The organism is Pseudomonas sp. DD1, assembly GCF_044510355.1.
In the GTDB taxonomy this organism is placed as follows: domain Bacteria; phylum Pseudomonadota; class Gammaproteobacteria; order Pseudomonadales; family Pseudomonadaceae; genus Aquipseudomonas; species Aquipseudomonas shahriarae.
On the sequence record NZ_MSAJ01000038.1, the window covers coordinates 219,258 to 235,492 of the forward strand.

Here is a 16,235-nt window from a genome sequence, read left to right on the forward strand (position 1 = left end):
AAAGACGCAGCCCGATCAGCCCTCCTACAACAAACCGGGCCTTTACATGCGTATCAAAGTGCATTGCCAGAACCGCATCGGCATCCTGCGGGACATCCTCAACCTGCTGGTGGAGTACGGGGTCAACGTGGCCAAGGGCGAGGTTGGCGGCGAACATGGCAATGCCATCTACCTGTACTGCCCGAACCTGGTGAATATGCAATTCCAGGCCCTGCGCCCGCAGTTCGAGGCGATTGCCGGGGTGTTTGGCGTCAAGCGGGTAGGGCTGATGCCCAGCGAGCGCCGGCACATGGAACTCAACGCCTTGCTGGGGGCGTTGGAATTCCCGGTGCTGTCCATCGACATGGGCGGCTCGATTGTCGCGGCCAACCGCGCGGCGGCGCAGTTGCTCGGGGTGCGGGTGGACGAAGTGCCGGGGATTCCCCTGTCACGCTACGCCGAGGACTTCGACCTGCCGGAGCTGGTGCGTGCCAGCAAGTCGCGGATCAATGGCCTGCGGGTCAAGGTCAAGGGCGACGTGTTTCTCGCCGATATCGCCCCGCTGCAATCCTCCGAACATGACGACAGCGAAGCCATGGCCGGCGCCGTACTGACTCTGCACCGCGCCGACCGGGTCGGTGAGCGCATCTACAATGTGCGCAAGCAGGAGCTGCGAGGCTTCGACAGCATTTTCCAGAGCTCTAAAGTGATGGCGGCGGTGGTGCGTGAAGCCCGACGCATGGCGCCCCTCGATGCGCCCCTATTAATAGAAGGCGAAACCGGCACCGGTAAAGAATTGTTGGCGCGCGCCTGTCACCTGGCCAGCCCACGTGGGCAGTCGCCGTTGATGGCACTCAATTGCGCGGGGTTGCCGGAGTCGATGGCCGAGACCGAGCTGTTCGGCTACGGCCCTGGCGCGTTTGAAGGGGCGCGGGCAGAGGGCAAGTTGGGGCTGTTGGAACTGACGGCGGGCGGTACGTTGTTTCTGGATGGCGTGGGTGAAATGAGCGCGCGATTGCAGGTGAAATTGCTGCGCTTTCTGCAGGACGGCTGCTTCCGGCGCGTGGGCAGTGATGAAGAGGTTTACCTGGATGTGCGAGTGATTTGCGCGACCCAGGTGGACTTATCGGAATTGTGTGCCCGTGGCGAGTTTCGCCAGGACCTGTATCACCGGCTCAATGTGTTGTCGTTGCATATCCCGCCGCTGCGCGAATGCCTCGACGGTTTACCGCCGCTGGTCGAGCACTTTATCGACCAGGCCAGCCGTCTGATTGGCTGCCCGCTGCCCAAGCTGGCGCCGGCGGCCATGGAGCGCCTCAGCCACTACCATTGGCCGGGCAATGTGCGGCAGTTGGAAAACGTGCTGTTCCAGGCGGTGTCGCTGTGTGAGGGCGGCACGATCAAGGCTGAACATATTCGCTTGCCGGACTACGGCGTGCGTCAGCCGCTTGGCGACTTTTCCCTGGAGGGTGGCTTGGAGGAGATCGTCGGGCGGTTTGAAAAGGCCGTGCTCGAAAGCCTGTATGCCGAGCACCCCAGCAGCCGGTTGCTGGGTAAGCGCCTGGGCGTGTCCCACACCACCATCGCCAATAAATTGCGCGATTACGAAGTGCTCAAGGCCGACAAATAAGCCCCTGACACAACGGGATAAAAATGTGGGAGCGGGCTTGCTCGCGAAGGCAGTGGATCAGTCAATACAGGTACCGACCGATCCACCGCCTTCGCGAGCAAGCCCGCTCCCACAATGGATCTGTGTTAATGCCAAGACCGGTGTTTGCCGCAACCGGCAGAACTCCGCCGTTTTTCCGACTCGTCCTGCCCCTCCAATAATCCTTGATACGCCCCAACCCCTTGCCCCGCCTGCCTTTCCCCGACTTTTAAAAAGTTGGTGCGCAAATTGCTAAAGACTCCTCAGTACATCGGTGGGCGGCAAACGTCCGTCAGTAAGAGGAATGAGCGTGGACAAGTACCTTTATGTGGCAATGACCGGCGCCAGCCAGAATGCTCTGGCGCAAAAGGCCCATGCCAACAACCTGGCGAACATTTCCACCAACGGTTTTCAGCGTGACCTGGAGCAGGCCCGTTCGATGCCGGTGTTTGGTGACAGCTTTCCGGCGCGGGCGTTTGCCTTGACCGAGCGTCCTGGTACCGATTTTTCTCCGGGTTCGATGGTCGAGACCGGCCGTGACCTGGACGTTGCCGTCGGCGGCGATGGCTGGATCGCCGTGCAAACCCCCGATGGCGGCGAAGCCTACGTGCGTACCGCGAGCATGAATATCGACGCACTGGGCGTGCTGCGGGCCGGCAACGGCATGCCGATCATGGGCAATGGCGGGCCGATTTCGGTGCCACCCGAGCAGAAGGTCGAAGTCGGCGAAGACGGCACCATCAGCATCCGCGCCATGGGCGAAGGCCCACGGGTGATGGCAGAGGTGGACCGTATCAAGCTGGTCAAGCCGGACCTGGCCAATATGACCAAGGGCCTGGATGGCGCGATCCACACCAAGGACGGCCAGCCGGCGGTGGCCGATGCCAGCGTCAAGGTGAATTCGGGCTTCCTGCAGTCGAGCAACGTCAATGCCGTCGAAGAAATGACGGCGGTGCTGGCCCTGTCCAAGCAGTTCGAATTGCACGTGAAAATGATGAACAGCGCCAAAGAAGACGACCAGGCCATGACTCGCGTCATGCAGATGAGCTGATTGCAGCGCCACTGACTACTAATTTTGTAACGCGGCGCCAACAAACAGGCGCACGAAGGAGAACAGCATGCTTCCGGCTCTATGGGTTGCCAAAACCGGTCTGTCCGCCCAGGACACCAACCTGACCGTTATTTCCAACAACCTGGCGAACGTTTCGACCACGGGCTTCAAACGTGATCGCGCCGAGTTCCAGGACCTGCTCTATCAGATCAAGCGCCAGCCGGGTGCGCAGTCGACCCAGGACAGCGAATTGCCGTCGGGCCTGCAAGTGGGTACCGGTGTGTCCATCGTCGGCACCCAGAAGAACTTCACCGCCGGCAACCTGCAGCAAACCGGGCAGCCGCTGGACATGGCGATCAATGGCCGTGGCTTCTTCCAGATCCTGCAGCCGGATGGCACTACCTCCTACACCCGTGACGGCACCTTCCACCTGGACTCCAACGGCCAGGTCGTGACCGCCAACGGTTTTGCCCTGGAGCCGGCGATTGTCGTGCCCAACGATGCCCAGACCTTCACGGTCGGCGCCGACGGCACCGTGTCCGTCACCATCGCCGGCAACCCGGCGTCGCAAGTGATCGGCAACCTGCAGACCGCCGACTTCATCAACCCGGCCGGCCTGCAAGCCACCGGGAACAACCTGTTCCTGGAAACCGCTGCCAGCGGCGCGCCGCAAGTCGGCACGCCGGGCCTCAACGGGTTTGGCACCACCCTGCAAAGCACCCTGGAAACCTCCAACGTCAGCACCGTGGAAGAGATGGTCAACATGATCACCACCCAGCGTGCCTACGAGATGAACTCCAAGGTGATTTCCACCGCCGACCAGATGCTTTCGTTCGTTACGCAGAATCTGTAATCCAGTCTATGGGGCGCTCATAAGGCGCCTGCAACACCGTGAGGTAAGGGTCATGAGTCGCTTTGTTTCTGTTCTGGCATTGAGTGGGATTGCCGTGCTCGCGGGCTGTGTCGCCCCGACGCCAAAACCCAATGACCCGTACTACGCGCCGGTGTTGCCGCGCACGCCACTGCCAGCCGCTGCCAACAATGGCTCGATCTACCAGGCCGGTTTTGAGCAGAACCTGTACAGCGACCGCAAGGCGTTCCGTGTTGGCGACATCATCACCATTACCCTCAACGAGCGCACCACGGCGAGCAAGAACGCCAACTCCCAGGTGGCCAAGAACAGCAAGACCGGCATCGGCCTGACCTCGCTGTTTGGCGGTGGCTTGAACACCAACAACCCCCTGGGCAGTGGTGACTTGAGCCTGGACGTGGGCTACAGCGGCGACCGCGCCACCAACGGCAGCAGCAAGGCCGGGCAGGGCAACAGCCTGGTGGGCTCGATCACCGTGACCGTGGCCGACGTGCTGCCCAACGGCATCATTGCCGTGCGCGGCGAGAAGTGGATGACCCTCAACACCGGTGACGAACTGGTGCGCATCGCCGGCATGGTGCGGGCGGACGATATCGCCACCGACAACACCGTGCCGTCCACACGGATTGCCGATGCACGCATTACCTATTCGGGTACGGGTTCGTTTGCCGACGCCAGTCAGCCGGGTTGGTTCGACCGTTTCTTCCTTAGCCCGCTGTTCCCTTTCTAGGTGATCACTTTGAATCTCAAACAGCTGATGGCAGCGGTGTTGTTGCTCTCCCTGAGCGTTGCTGCCCAGGCCGAACGCCTGAAGGACATCGCCAGTATTTCCGGGGTGCGCAGCAACCAGTTGATCGGCTATGGCCTGGTGGTGGGGCTCAACGGCACGGGCGACCAGACCACCCAGACCCCGTTCACCCTGCAGACCTTCAACAACATGCTCTCGCAGTTCGGGATCAAGGTGCCGCCAGGTTCGGGCAACGTGCAGTTGAAGAACGTCGCGGCGGTGTCGATCAGTGCCGATCTGCCGGCGTTCTCCAAGCCGGGGCAGGTGGTGGACATCACCGTATCCTCTATTGGTAACTCGAAAAGCCTGCGTGGCGGCACCTTGCTGATGACGCCGCTCAAAGGTATCGACGGCAACGTCTACGCCATCGCCCAGGGCAACCTGGTGGTGGGCGGGTTTGATGCCGAAGGGCGTGACGGTTCGAAGATCACCGTCAACGTGCCATCGGCCGGGCGGATTCCTGGCGGCGCCACGGTGGAACGTACCGTGCCCAGCGGTTTCAACCAAGGCAACAGCCTGACCCTGAACCTCAACCGTTCGGATTTCACCACCGCCAAGCGTGTGGTCGACAAGATCAACGACATGCTCGGCCCAGGCGTGGCCCAGGCCATCGACGGCGGCTCGATCCGCGTGACCGCGCCGCTGGACCCAAGCCAGCGTGTGGACTACCTGTCGATCCTGGAAAACCTTGAGGTCGATCCGGGCCAGGCGGTGGCCAAGGTCATCATCAACTCGCGTACCGGCACTATCGTGATCGGCCAGAACGTCAAGGTGTCGCCAGCGGCCGTGACCCACGGCAGCCTGACCGTGACCATTACCGAAGACCCGATTGTCAGCCAGCCCGGGCCGTTGTCCGGTGGCCAGACCGCCGTGGTCCCACGCTCCCGGGTCAATGCCCAGCAAGAAGCCAAGCCGATGTTCAAGTTCGGTCCCGGCACCACCCTGGACGAGATTGTCCGTGCGGTGAACCAGGTGGGCGCGGCGCCCGGCGACTTGATGGCAATCCTCGAAGCCCTGAAACAGGCCGGCGCCTTGCAAGCCGACCTGATCGTGATTTGAGGCCATGGCCATGGACATGCGCAAGAGCGGTATCGCCAGCACGGCAGACTCGGGGTCCTACTCCGACCTGAACCGGCTTAACCAGCTCAAGTTCGGCGACAAGAACAGCGACGGCAACATGCGCAAAGTGGCGCAGGAGTTCGAGTCGCTGTTTCTCAACGAGATGCTCAAATCCATGCGCTCGGCCACCGATGCCCTGGGCAAGGACAACCCGCTGAATACTCCGGCGGCCAAGCAGTATCAGGAAATGTACGACCAGCAACTGGCGGTCTCGCTGTCTCGCGAGGGCGGCGGTATAGGCCTGGCGGACGTTTTGCTGCGCCAGATGCAAAAGAACAAGCCGGTGGAAGGGCAGGCCTCGACCCTGCAGGGCCCGGACGCGGCAGAGAAGAAAGTCGACGTGCCGACCCCGATTGCCGCCGGCACCCAGGCGGATGGCCCGTTGGGTCGTTCCAATGGCCAGCGTGCGCTGTGGGCGGCGCGGGTCGAAGTGGCGCCGCGGGCCGATGAAGGCACCCTGCGCAATGACATGGCGCTGATGAATCAGCGCCGCATCGCCCTGCCGAGCAAGCTCACCGATCGCCTGCTGGCCGGTATCGTGCCGGGCGTCGAGGCGGCGGGCGCCGCCAAGGCTGCGCCACTGCGCAACAGTGCCGCCGAAGATGGCGTGATCAACGGTGCTGCGCGCACCTTTGCCGCCCGCGATTCGCGCATGCAGATTTACGGCCGCGCCGTGGCCCAGCCACCGCTGGCCCCGGCGAAAAAAGCCTTCAGTTCGCAAGACGAGTTTGTCGCCACCATGCTGCCCATGGCCAAGCAGGCGGCCGAGCGCATCGGCATCGACCCGCGCTACCTGGTGGCCCAGGCTGCCCTGGAAACCGGCTGGGGCAAATCGGTAATGCGCCAGCAAGACGGCAGCAGCAGCCACAACCTGTTTGGCATCAAGGCCGGGCAGAGCTGGCAGGGCGCCCAGGCGCGGGCGATCACTAGTGAGTTTCGCAATGGCGAGATGGTCAAGGAGACGGCGCAGTTCCGTTCCTACGACTCGTACCAGGACAGCTTTCACGACCTCGTGACTTTGTTGCAAAGCAATGAAAGATATAAAGAAGTCTTGAAGTCGGCCGATAACCCGGAACAGTTTGTACGCGAGTTGCAAAAAGCCGGGTATGCAACAGATCCGGCGTACGCCAGCAAGATTTCGCAGATCGCCAAAACCATGAACAGCTACCAAAACTACGCTGCCGCTGGCGCATCCACTCATTTATAAGGTTTGAACCATGGGTTTGCTCAATATCGGGATGTCAGGACTCAATGCGGCTCAGGGATCGCTTGCGACCTTGAGTAACAACATTGCCAACGCCAAGACCCCTGGATACTCGCGTCAGCAGACCATGCAGACCGCCAATGGCATGTCCGCGGCCGGTGGGGTGTTCGTCGGCACCGGCACTACGCTGTCGGATGTACGCCGGGTGTATAACCAGTTCCTCGATACCCAGTTGCAGACCACCACGTCGCTGAATTTTGATGCCAAGGCCTACCTGGACCAGATCGGTTCGGTGGACAAGTTGCTGTCCGACAAGTCCACCGGTGTCGGTGCGGCCTTGAACAGCTTCTTCGCCGCGTTGCAGACGTCTTCGGCCAACCCCAGCGACAACTCCGCGCGCCAGTTGGTCTTGACCATTGCCCAGACCCTGGGCAACCGCTTCAACTCGATTGCGACCGAACTGAACAAACAGAAAGAAGGCATTAACAGCCAGTTGGAGACCATCACCGGCCAGGTCAATCAGTTGACCTCCTCGATTGCCTCCCTCAACCAGCAAATCTTCCAGGCCAAAGGCCAGGGCAACGGCGAGCCGGCGAACCTGCTGGATGCACGCAACGAAGCGGTGCGTTCGCTCAACGAACTGGTAGGGGTCAAGGTCACTGAGTCGGACGGCCATTTCAATGTCTCCCTGGGTACCGGGCAGACCCTGGTCGCGGACGGTGTGTCGAACAAGCTGTCGGCGGTGCCGAGCAAGGACGACAAGAGCCAGTACTCGGTGGTGTTGACCACCAGCGGGCAACCCATGGATGTCAGCTCGGTGATCAGCGGTGGCTCCATCGGCGGCTTGCTGCGTTATCGCCAGGACGTGCTGATGCCGGCCATCAACGACCTGGGGCGTACCGCCATGGTGGTCGGCGAGGCCATCAATACCCAGCTGGGGCAGGGCCTGGACGCCAACGGGCAGTTCGGCGCCGCGCTGTTCAATGACATCAACAGCGTATTTGCCATTGGCCAGCGCAGTGTTGGCGGCTCGAATAACAGTGCCGGCTCCGGCAACCTGAACGTCACGATCAAAGACACCAGCAAACTGAGCACCTTTGACTACAAGGTGACCTTCAGTGACGACAAGAATTACACCGTGCTGCGTTCCGACGGTAAGTCCATGGGCGCCTTCGACATCACCCAAGCGCCACCGGAAATCGACGGCTTCACCCTTGCCCTGGATGGCAAGGGCCCGGTGGCTGCTGGCGATACGTTCAAGGTCAGCCCGACCGCCGGTGGCGCGATGGACCTCAAGGTGGTGATGACCGATCCCAACAAGCTGGCGTTTTCTGCGCCGCTGTTGGCCGAGGGCAACAAGAACAACAGTGGTACTGGCGTGTTCGAACCGCCGACGCTGAGCTTGCCCCTGGATATCCATGGCGGTGCCGGCACCGCACAGCTGGAAGCGGCGATCAAGGGCGCGATGCCGGTCAAGATGACGTTTGGCGAGCGTGCCGCCGATGGCACCCAGAGCTATGTGATCAATAACGCCCAAGGCCAGCCCATTGGCACCGGCACCATCGTGCCGGGCCAGGACAACAAGCTGACGATCAACGTGCCGTACGTAGACGGTAATGGCGACCCACAGACATTCGGGGTCGACACGGTCATCCGTGGTGAGCCAAAGCCGAACGATAGCTACACCGTGTCGTTCAACAGTGGCGGCAAACTGGACAACCGCAATGCCTTGCAACTGCTCGACCTGCAAACCCGCAAGACCGTGGGCGCCACCGATGGCAATGCCGGCGTGAGCATGAGCACCGCGTACAGCCAGTTGGTCTCGTCCGTGGGCGGCAAGGCCAGCCAGGCCAACGTCGATAACAATGCGACCGGGGCCATGCTCGCGGCCGCCACGTCCAATCGCAGCTCCGTGTCCCAGGTCAACCTGGACGAGGAGGCCGGCGATATGATCCGTTTCCAGCAGTACTACACCGCGTCGTCGCAGATCATTAAAGCTGCGCAAGAAACCTTCAGCACGCTGATCAACAGTCTTTAAGGGAGTTTGAGACGATGCGAATCTCGACAGAACAGTATTTCAATACCACGACTGCGCGTTATACCAACAACTTCTCCAACGTCACCAAGACCCAGCAGCAGATCGACTCCGGCGTGCGCATCCAGACGGCGGCAGATGATCCGGTGGGCGCGGCGCGTTTGCTGCTGCTGCAGCAGCAGCAGGATATGTTGGGGCAGTACGCAGGCAATATCAGCAGCATGAAGAACTCGCTTTACAGCGAGGAAAGCGTGCTTGCCAGTATCGACACCGCCCTGGCGCGCGCGGGTGAGTTGTCGCTCAAGGTGGCGGGCAAGGGCGGTGGCGGTATCAGCGATGACGACCGCAAGGCCGTTGCCGCCGAGATTGGTGAAATCGAAAAGCAGGTCCTGAGCTTGCTCAACAGCAAGGATTCGTCCGGTCATTACCTGTTTGCCGGCGGCAAGAGCGACACCCCGCCATACGCTCGCAACAGCAACGGCACCTACAGCTATCAGGGCGATGAAACGCCGCTGAGCCTGAAGGTTTCCGACACCTTGTCGATGGTGGTCAATGACACCGGCAAGTCGATCCTGGAAGGCACGGTCAATGCGGGGCGTACCCAGGCGACCGGTTCGGTCAACGATGGCAAGGTGCTGGTTTCGGGCGGCATCGTCACGTCGCCGTCGACTTATGACAGCAGCTTCACTGACGGCCAACCATACAAACTGACGTTCCTCAGCAGCACCGAATACACCGTGACGGATGCGGCGGGCAACGACATCACCGCGCAAACCCCGGGCAACGGCAAGTTCGATGCGACCAAGGAAGGCAGTGCTTCGGTCACCGTGCGCGGCGTGACTTTTGATGTCGACCAGAATCTGGGGGACGCCAAGCCCGGTGCTGAGGCTGACGCGGTGTACAAGGACCGTGAATTCACTCTGCAAAGCAAGCCGGACAGCTTCAGTGTCTCGCGTACGCCGAGCAACCAAACCTCGGCGCAGTTGTCGGGCGGCACCGTCACCAGCCAGGCGGACTACAGCAGCACCTTCCCGAACAAAGGCGCGGTGATCAAATTTACCTCGACCACAGAATATGAGGTGTATGCCCAGCCGATCACCGCCGATAGCAAGCCGGTTTCCAGCGGCACTGTGGTGCCTGGTACGCCAGCCCAGCCGGGTCCACCGCCTGTGCCCGCCACGCCAGACAGCATCACGGCAGCTGGCGTGAAGTTTGACATCACCGGCGCACCGGGCACCGGTGACCAGTTCGCCGTGGGCTCCAACACCCACAAGACGCAAAATGCCCTGGATACCCTCAGCCAACTGCGCCAGGCCCTGGAAACCCCTTCTGACGGCGACCCGATTGCCCAGGCCAAGCTGACCGATGTGGTCAATGCTGCCATTACCAATATCAAGGCCTCCCAGGCCCAGGTTGATGGGGTGCGGGGCTCCATTGGTGCGCGGTTGAATTCGCTGGCGATCCAGGAGACGGAGAACACCAGCATGGTGCTGGCCAACAAATCGACCACCGCCGCCATTGGTGATACCGATGTGGCTACCGCCTCGATTGACCTGGCGTTCCAGAAGGCAATGCTGGAGGCCTCGCAGCTGGCCTTTGTGAAAATCTCCCAGTTGAGCCTGTTCAGCCGGATGTAATCGGCCTGGCAAGACCCGACGGCCCACCCTGGAAACAGGGTGGGCCGTTGTCGTTTCTGGCGCAGGCTTTTAAACAAAGCGCACAAAAATGAGTGACCTATGAGTCATAAAGCGCATCTTCACTGTATCGTGTGAAAAGGCCAGGGCATCTTTCAGGTCCAGGTCAAGGCGACTTCGATGATTTTTTGCGGGGTTATCCCCTTTATTGTCAGCACTCCTGAAGGATTTTCAGGGGTGTTCTCCAGCTATTTTGTATTGGGAAGCCACAATGATTGGCATAAAAAGCATCGCCAGCTACGTGCCGGCAGAAGGGCTGGACAACTACGCCCAGGGTGCCAAATTCGCCAAGGATGAAGAGTTCATCATTGGCAAGATCGGCTCGGCATTCCTGCCGCGCAAGGATGTTGCACAGGAAACCTCGGATTTGTGCGTCGAGGCGGTCAATGCCTTGTTTGCCAACAACCCCGGGCTCAAGCGTGAGTCGATTGACGCGCTGATCGTTGTGACCCAGAACGGCGACGAAGAAGGGCTGCCGCACACTGCCGCCATCGTTCAGGACAAGCTGGGCCTGCCGACCCACGTCGCGGCCTTCGATATCTCCCTGGGCTGTTCCGGCTACGTCTACGGCATCTACGCGATGAAAGGCTTCATGGAAGCCGCCGGCCTGAAAAACGGCCTGCTGGTGACTGCCGACCCGTACTCGAAGATCGTCGACCCGGAAGACCGCAACACCACCATGCTGTTCGGTGACGCCGCCACCGCCACCTGGATGGGCGAAGACGCCCCCTGGCAGTTGGGCAAGGCCAAGTTCGGCACCGACGGCTCCGGTGCGCCGCACTTGAAGGTCAGTGATGGCGTGTTCTTCATGAATGGCCGCCAGGTCTTCAACTTCGCATTGCTCAAAGTGCCGGCGCATTTGCACGAGCTGCTCAAAGAGTCGGACCTTGTGGCCGATGACATCGATGCGTTCTGCATCCACCAGGGCAGCGCGGCGATTGTCGACGCCGTGGCGCGGCGTTTTGAAGATGCGCCGGTGGAGAAATTCATCAAGGACATGGTCGAGACCGGCAACACCGTGTCGTCGAGCATTCCGCTGCTGCTGGAAAAGCACGTGATGGACGCCGAGTGGAAGCGCGTCGCCCTGAGCGGGTTTGGCGTGGGCCTGTCGTGGGGCTCGGCGATTATCTATCGGCCGTGATGCTTTGATAGGCTGCATAAAAAACGCCCAGGGTCGAAAGATCATGGGCGTTTTTTATGCAGGTGTCGAGGCGGTGTTCTGGCGCCAATAACCCGTGGCTGCTGGCATTTCGGCCATCTATAAGGCCTTGAAATACAAGGGGTGGCATAGGGCTAGCAAAAAAATTCAAAAAAATCCTCAAGCAACCTGCATTCACGACGATAACTATTACGAAGGTTCTCTAGGCCACACCCGGCGGTTGCCAGGGCCGGAAGCCGCAGTATCCAACTCACGAGGATTTCGTCATGGCAATGTCCGTAAACACCAACATCACTTCCCTGGGCGTCCAGAAGAACCTGAACAAAGCCTCCGACGCTTTGAGCCAGTCGATGAACCGTCTGTCTTCCGGCCTGAAAATCAACAGCGCCAAAGACGACGCCGCTGGCATGCAGATCGCCAACCGTCTGGGCAACCAGGTCAAGGGCCTGAACGTGGCTATCGCCAACGCCAACAACGGCGTGTCGATCGCTCAGACTGCTGAAGGCGCAATGCAAGAATCCACCAACACCCTGCAGCGTCTGCGTGAACTCGCCCTGCAAGCGGCTAACGGTGATAAAAGCGACGCTGACCGTGTTTCCCTGCAGCAAGAATTCACCGCTAAAGTGGGTGAGCTGACCCGTATCGCCAACACCACTAACTTCGGTGGTCGTAACCTGCTGGACGGTTCGTTCAACAACGTAGCGTTCCAGATCGGTGCTAACGCCAACGAAACTATCTCGTTTGGCATGACTGCTGTCGGCGCTACTGCTCTGAAGGGCGAGTACAGCGAAGCGACCGCTAATGGTGCTGCTCTGGCTGGTATCAGTGCCACTGCCATCGGTTCTTCGCTGTCAGGTGCCAAGGCTACTTCTGGCGCTGCTGTAGCTGCCCTGCAAACCGCTGGTGCTGGTATTGCTGCTGGTGGTGCAACAGTCAACATCAACGGTAAAGATATTGCGCTGACCGCCGCTGACAAAGGTGCTGCCGTTGCGACTGCGATCAACACCGCTAATGCGGGTGTAACTGCGTCCTGGGACGAGACAGCTGGCAAAATCAGCCTGTCTTCCGCATCGGCTATTACTGTTGCTGGCGGCACTGCAATTGGCATCGCTGATGGCAAAACCCCTGCTGCACCTGCTACCGGCGCCACTACTATCGCTTCGGCCGGCGACATTAAGGTGAACGGCAAGGATGTGACTTGGGCTGCCAACGCTACCATCACTACCGTGCTGGCCAGCATCAAAACTGCTGTAGGCGGCACCGGTGATGCAACCATCGGCAGCGATGGTCGTATTCAAGTCAAATCGAATGGTGGTAGCGACGTAGTTCTGTCGAACAACGACGCGGGTTCTCTGGCTGCTCTGGGTCTGTCGGCTGGTACTTCCCAGGCCAAACTGACTGCTGACACTTCGGTAAACCTGAACGGCGTTGAAGTGAAGTTCAAGAAGGGTGACACCACTGATGCGATCGTTTCCTCGATCAACAGTGCCAGCACCGGCGTGAATGCAAGCAAAAACGGTGACGGCAGCCTGTCCCTGTTCTCCAAAAAAGACATCGTCATCGCTGATGGTAGCGCAGGCACCGGCCTCACCGCTCTGGGTCTGGTTGCTGGTACCACTGCTTCGACTACTCTGGAAACCAGCGTTGCCGACCTGAGCATCCTGACTGCGGCCAGTTCGCAACAGGCTATCCAGGCTCTGGAAGGCGCCATGCAGCAGATCGACAGCCAGCGTTCGCAGCTGGGTGCGGTGCAAAACCGTTTCTCCAGCACCGTGGCCAACTTGCAGAGCATTGCACAGAACTCCGCAGCGGCCAAAGGCCGTGTAGAAGACGCTGACTTCGCTGCTGAAGCCGCTGAACTGACTAAGCAACAAACCCTGCAACAGGCTTCCACTGCGATCCTGTCCCAGGCCAACCAACTGCCATCCGCTGTACTGAAGCTGCTTCAGTAATATCGGCTAGCGGTTAATCAACGGGGGGGTGCTAACGTGCCCTTCCGTTTTTTCAGTTTGGAGGTGATGACATGGACATGAGCATCAAGCTGAACGCGTCTTACCCGGCTGCTACCACCCAGGCTCGTGCCGCGACTGCAACACAGGCCAAGCCTGTCCCGCAGGCCGATACCGAGCCCGCCGAAGAGCCGCAGCGCGTGGCACTGGAAAAAGCTGTAACCGATATGCGTGAGTTTGTGCAGGCTTCACAGCGCAACCTGGATTTTTCCATCGATGACTCCACCGGCAAAGTAGTGGTCAAGGTGATCGCTACCGACAGTGGTGAGGTGATCCGACAGATTCCATCGGAGACTGCGTTGAAGCTGGCGCAGAACCTGAGCGATGCCAGCAGCCTGTTGTTTGATACAAAGGCTTGAGTTGGCACGAAACATGTTTCTGATTGCTGCTTGGGCGTTCATACGCCAAAAAAGCGGCAACCGCAGGACAAGGAGAGTAGCAAATGGCTAGTTCAACGATTTCCGGCCCAGGTTCGGGCTACGACACCCAAGCCATCGTCAAGGCGTTGGTGGGGGCCGAACGCGCGCCCAAAGAGGCGCAGATCACCGCCCAGCAGAAGGAGACAACCGTCAAGCTGTCGGCTGTGGGCTCGGTGAAAACGGCGCTGGAAGCCTACCAGGCGGCAATCACCAAGTTGAACAACGTCGCCTCCTTCAATGGTCTGGCCGCTACGACCTCCGAAGAAAAAAACGTCAAGGTCACCCTGGGTGAGGGTGCCTCCAGTGGCAAGTACACCGTGCTGGTGACCGACCTGGCAACGTCCTCGAAAGTGACCAGTAAAGTGTTCGAGGGGGGGGCATCGGGCAAGGCCAACAACAGTGATGACAACCAGACTTTGACTATTACCCAGTCGGGTAAAAGTTATGACGTGGTGGTTCCCGGTGGAGCGACCCTGCAGCAGGTGCGCGAGTCCATCAATACCCAATTGTCTGCCCAAGGTATAAGCGCCAACGTCTTGAGTGATGCCAACGGCGCACGCCTGGTAATCGGCTCCTCGACCAGTGGCGTAGGGACCGACATTACCCTTAGCGGTGATTCCGAGCTGGCGACGGGTTACAATGCTGGCAGTCCCGCGCAAAATGCCAAGTACTCCATCGACGGCATTGCCATGGAGTCCACCAGTAACAAAGTGACCGCCGCTATTAGTGGTGTGACCCTGGATCTGGTGGCCGCCGACGGTGATAAAAAGCCCATCACCATCACGGTGGCCAGCAACACCGACACGCTGAAGACCTCGGTGCAGTCGTTCGTTACCGCCTATAACGCGCTGATGACCGCCATCAACACCCAGACCAAGGTCACCGCGACAGGCGATACGTCTACCACCACGGCGGGCGCCTTGACCGGTGATGCCTCGATGCGTCAGTTGGTGTCCAGTTTGCGCTCCGAGCTGACGAATGGTTCCGGTGCGGGCGGCATCGGCAGCCTGGCCCAGATGGGGATCACCACTGACCAGAAAACCGGTTTGCTGAGCCTTGATGACAAGACGTGGGACAAGGCTGTGGTCAAGGGCGCAGGGGATATCGCCAAAATGTTCACCGGCGATACGGGTTTGATCACGCGCATGAGCAAGGCGACTGCCAGTTACGTAGGCGCCACCGGCACCCTGGCGACTCGTGCGACGGATCTCAACACCAAGCTGACTGACCTGACCACCGAAAAGTCCGACCTGGATCGCCGCATGGAAGCCTTGCAGAAGTCCCTGTCGGCCAAGTACACGGCCATGGACACGATGATCGCGCAGATCAACTCCCGCAGCTCCAGCATCATGACTACCCTCAACTCGTTGAACAATCCGAAGTCGAGTTGATAAACGGCGCGCCAGGGGCCCTGAAAGAGGGGCCTGGCACCGGGTCATGAATTAAAGTTTTCCCTGGCGCAGTCGAAAAACTGGTTAAGTAAACCTATTTGACTGTGACCTGTAACGAGGCAACAACATGAACCCTATGAGAGCCCTTCGCCAATACCAGAAGGTCAATTCCCATGCCCAGGTGTCCGAGGCTAGCCCTCATCGCCTGATCCAGATGCTGCTGGAAGGTGGGCTGGAGCGTCTTGCCCAGGCGAAGGGTGCGATGGCTCGTGGTGATACCCCGCAAAAGTGCCTGCTGCTCACCAAGGCTATCGATATTATTACTGGCCTGCGTCAAGGCCTGGATGAAGACAAGGCCGAAGACCCCGCTGCAATCCAGCGCCTGGCGAGTCTGTATGACTATATGAATTCGCGCCTGCTTCAAGCAAATGCCAGCAGCGATCCGGAAATTATCGACGAAGTTGCACGTTTGCTGATCACTGTCAAAGAAGGCTGGGATGCCATCGCGCCACAATAGGGCCGTCGGCCTTGAGGAACACAGCATGAGCCACGCACTGCAACGGATCGACGAAACCCGCGACGCCTTGGTTGGCGCGCTGGCAGAGCGCAATTGGGATGCGATCAGCGAATTGGACATGGGCTGCCGTGTCTGGATCGACGAGGTGCTCAGCGAAGCGCCGGTGGACGAGGACGCGCTGCGGGAGAAGCTGGAGAGCCTGTTAGCGGTCTACCAGCAGTTGCTGGAGGTGACGACCGGCGAGCGCCAGGCGATATTTGAAGAGATGTCGCAGATCAACCAAGCGAAAAATGCGTCAAAGGTTTACCATCTGTTCGGCTGATCTGGCTCAGTTAATCCGAACATGGCGCGT

At 59.9% G+C, this 16,235-nt stretch carries 14 protein-coding genes; all 14 read left to right on the forward strand.

Annotation, left to right across the window (positions count from 1 at the left end; genetic code table 11):
- Positions 1–46 precede the first annotated feature (46 nt).
- The 14 genes from PSFL_RS25435 to PSFL_RS25500 all read left to right on the forward strand — a co-directional run bounded on the left by PSFL_RS25435 (position 47) and on the right by PSFL_RS25500 (position 16,205).
- On the forward strand, positions 47–1,609 hold the full coding sequence (locus PSFL_RS25435) for a sigma-54-dependent transcriptional regulator (protein ID WP_057438789.1): 1,563 nt from the start codon (positions 47–49) through the stop codon (positions 1,607–1,609).
- A 328-nt stretch (positions 1,610–1,937) separates the two neighbouring features.
- Complete coding sequence (locus tag PSFL_RS25440) at positions 1,938–2,678, forward strand: flagellar basal body rod protein FlgF (RefSeq protein ID WP_057438904.1); 741 nt, start codon at positions 1,938–1,940, stop codon at positions 2,676–2,678.
- A gap of 67 nt (positions 2,679–2,745) precedes the next feature.
- Positions 2,746–3,531, forward strand: coding sequence for a flagellar basal-body rod protein FlgG (gene flgG, locus PSFL_RS25445; protein ID WP_057958870.1), 786 nt, complete (start codon positions 2,746–2,748; stop codon positions 3,529–3,531).
- Positions 3,532–3,583: 52 nt separating this feature from the next.
- Positions 3,584–4,279 (forward strand): flagellar basal body L-ring protein FlgH, encoded by a 696-nt coding sequence (flgH, locus tag PSFL_RS25450; RefSeq protein WP_032859002.1) that lies wholly within the window; start codon positions 3,584–3,586, stop codon positions 4,277–4,279.
- Positions 4,280–4,306: 27 nt separating this feature from the next.
- A complete protein-coding gene (locus PSFL_RS25455; RefSeq protein ID WP_081044199.1) occupies positions 4,307–5,395 on the forward strand; it encodes a flagellar basal body P-ring protein FlgI in 1,089 nt (362 codons plus the stop codon).
- A 4-nt stretch (positions 5,396–5,399) separates the two neighbouring features.
- On the forward strand, positions 5,400–6,662 hold the full coding sequence (gene flgJ, locus PSFL_RS25460) for a flagellar assembly peptidoglycan hydrolase FlgJ (protein ID WP_057438792.1): 1,263 nt from the start codon (positions 5,400–5,402) through the stop codon (positions 6,660–6,662).
- Positions 6,663–6,672: 10 nt separating this feature from the next.
- Positions 6,673–8,697 carry a flagellar hook-associated protein FlgK gene (gene flgK, locus PSFL_RS25465; RefSeq protein WP_397470623.1) on the forward strand — a complete coding sequence of 675 codons (2,025 nt, stop codon included), beginning with the start codon at positions 6,673–6,675 and terminating at the stop codon, positions 8,695–8,697.
- A 14-nt stretch (positions 8,698–8,711) separates the two neighbouring features.
- Entirely contained in the window at positions 8,712–10,331 is a 1,620-nt protein-coding gene (locus PSFL_RS25470; RefSeq protein WP_170060570.1) for a flagellar hook-associated protein 3, read from the forward strand.
- Positions 10,332–10,599: 268 nt separating this feature from the next.
- On the forward strand, positions 10,600–11,529 hold the full coding sequence (locus tag PSFL_RS25475; protein ID WP_115127655.1) for a ketoacyl-ACP synthase III: 930 nt from the start codon (positions 10,600–10,602) through the stop codon (positions 11,527–11,529).
- A 284-nt stretch (positions 11,530–11,813) separates the two neighbouring features.
- A complete protein-coding gene (locus PSFL_RS25480) occupies positions 11,814–13,499 on the forward strand; it encodes a flagellin (RefSeq protein WP_170060571.1) in 1,686 nt (561 codons plus the stop codon).
- A gap of 71 nt (positions 13,500–13,570) precedes the next feature.
- Positions 13,571–13,915, forward strand: a complete 345-nt coding sequence (locus PSFL_RS25485) for a flagellar protein FlaG (protein ID WP_170060572.1) — start codon at positions 13,571–13,573, stop codon at positions 13,913–13,915.
- 83 nt (positions 13,916–13,998) lie between these two features.
- Positions 13,999–15,366 (forward strand): flagellar filament capping protein FliD, encoded by a 1,368-nt coding sequence (gene fliD / locus PSFL_RS25490; protein WP_397470624.1) that lies wholly within the window; start codon positions 13,999–14,001, stop codon positions 15,364–15,366.
- A 127-nt stretch (positions 15,367–15,493) separates the two neighbouring features.
- On the forward strand, positions 15,494–15,883 hold the full coding sequence (gene fliS / locus PSFL_RS25495; protein ID WP_115127658.1) for a flagellar export chaperone FliS: 390 nt from the start codon (positions 15,494–15,496) through the stop codon (positions 15,881–15,883).
- A 25-nt stretch (positions 15,884–15,908) separates the two neighbouring features.
- Positions 15,909–16,205: a flagellar assembly protein FliT gene (locus PSFL_RS25500; RefSeq protein WP_057438799.1), complete on the forward strand. Its 297-nt coding sequence runs from the start codon at positions 15,909–15,911 to the stop codon at positions 16,203–16,205.
- Positions 16,206–16,235 lie beyond the last annotated feature (30 nt).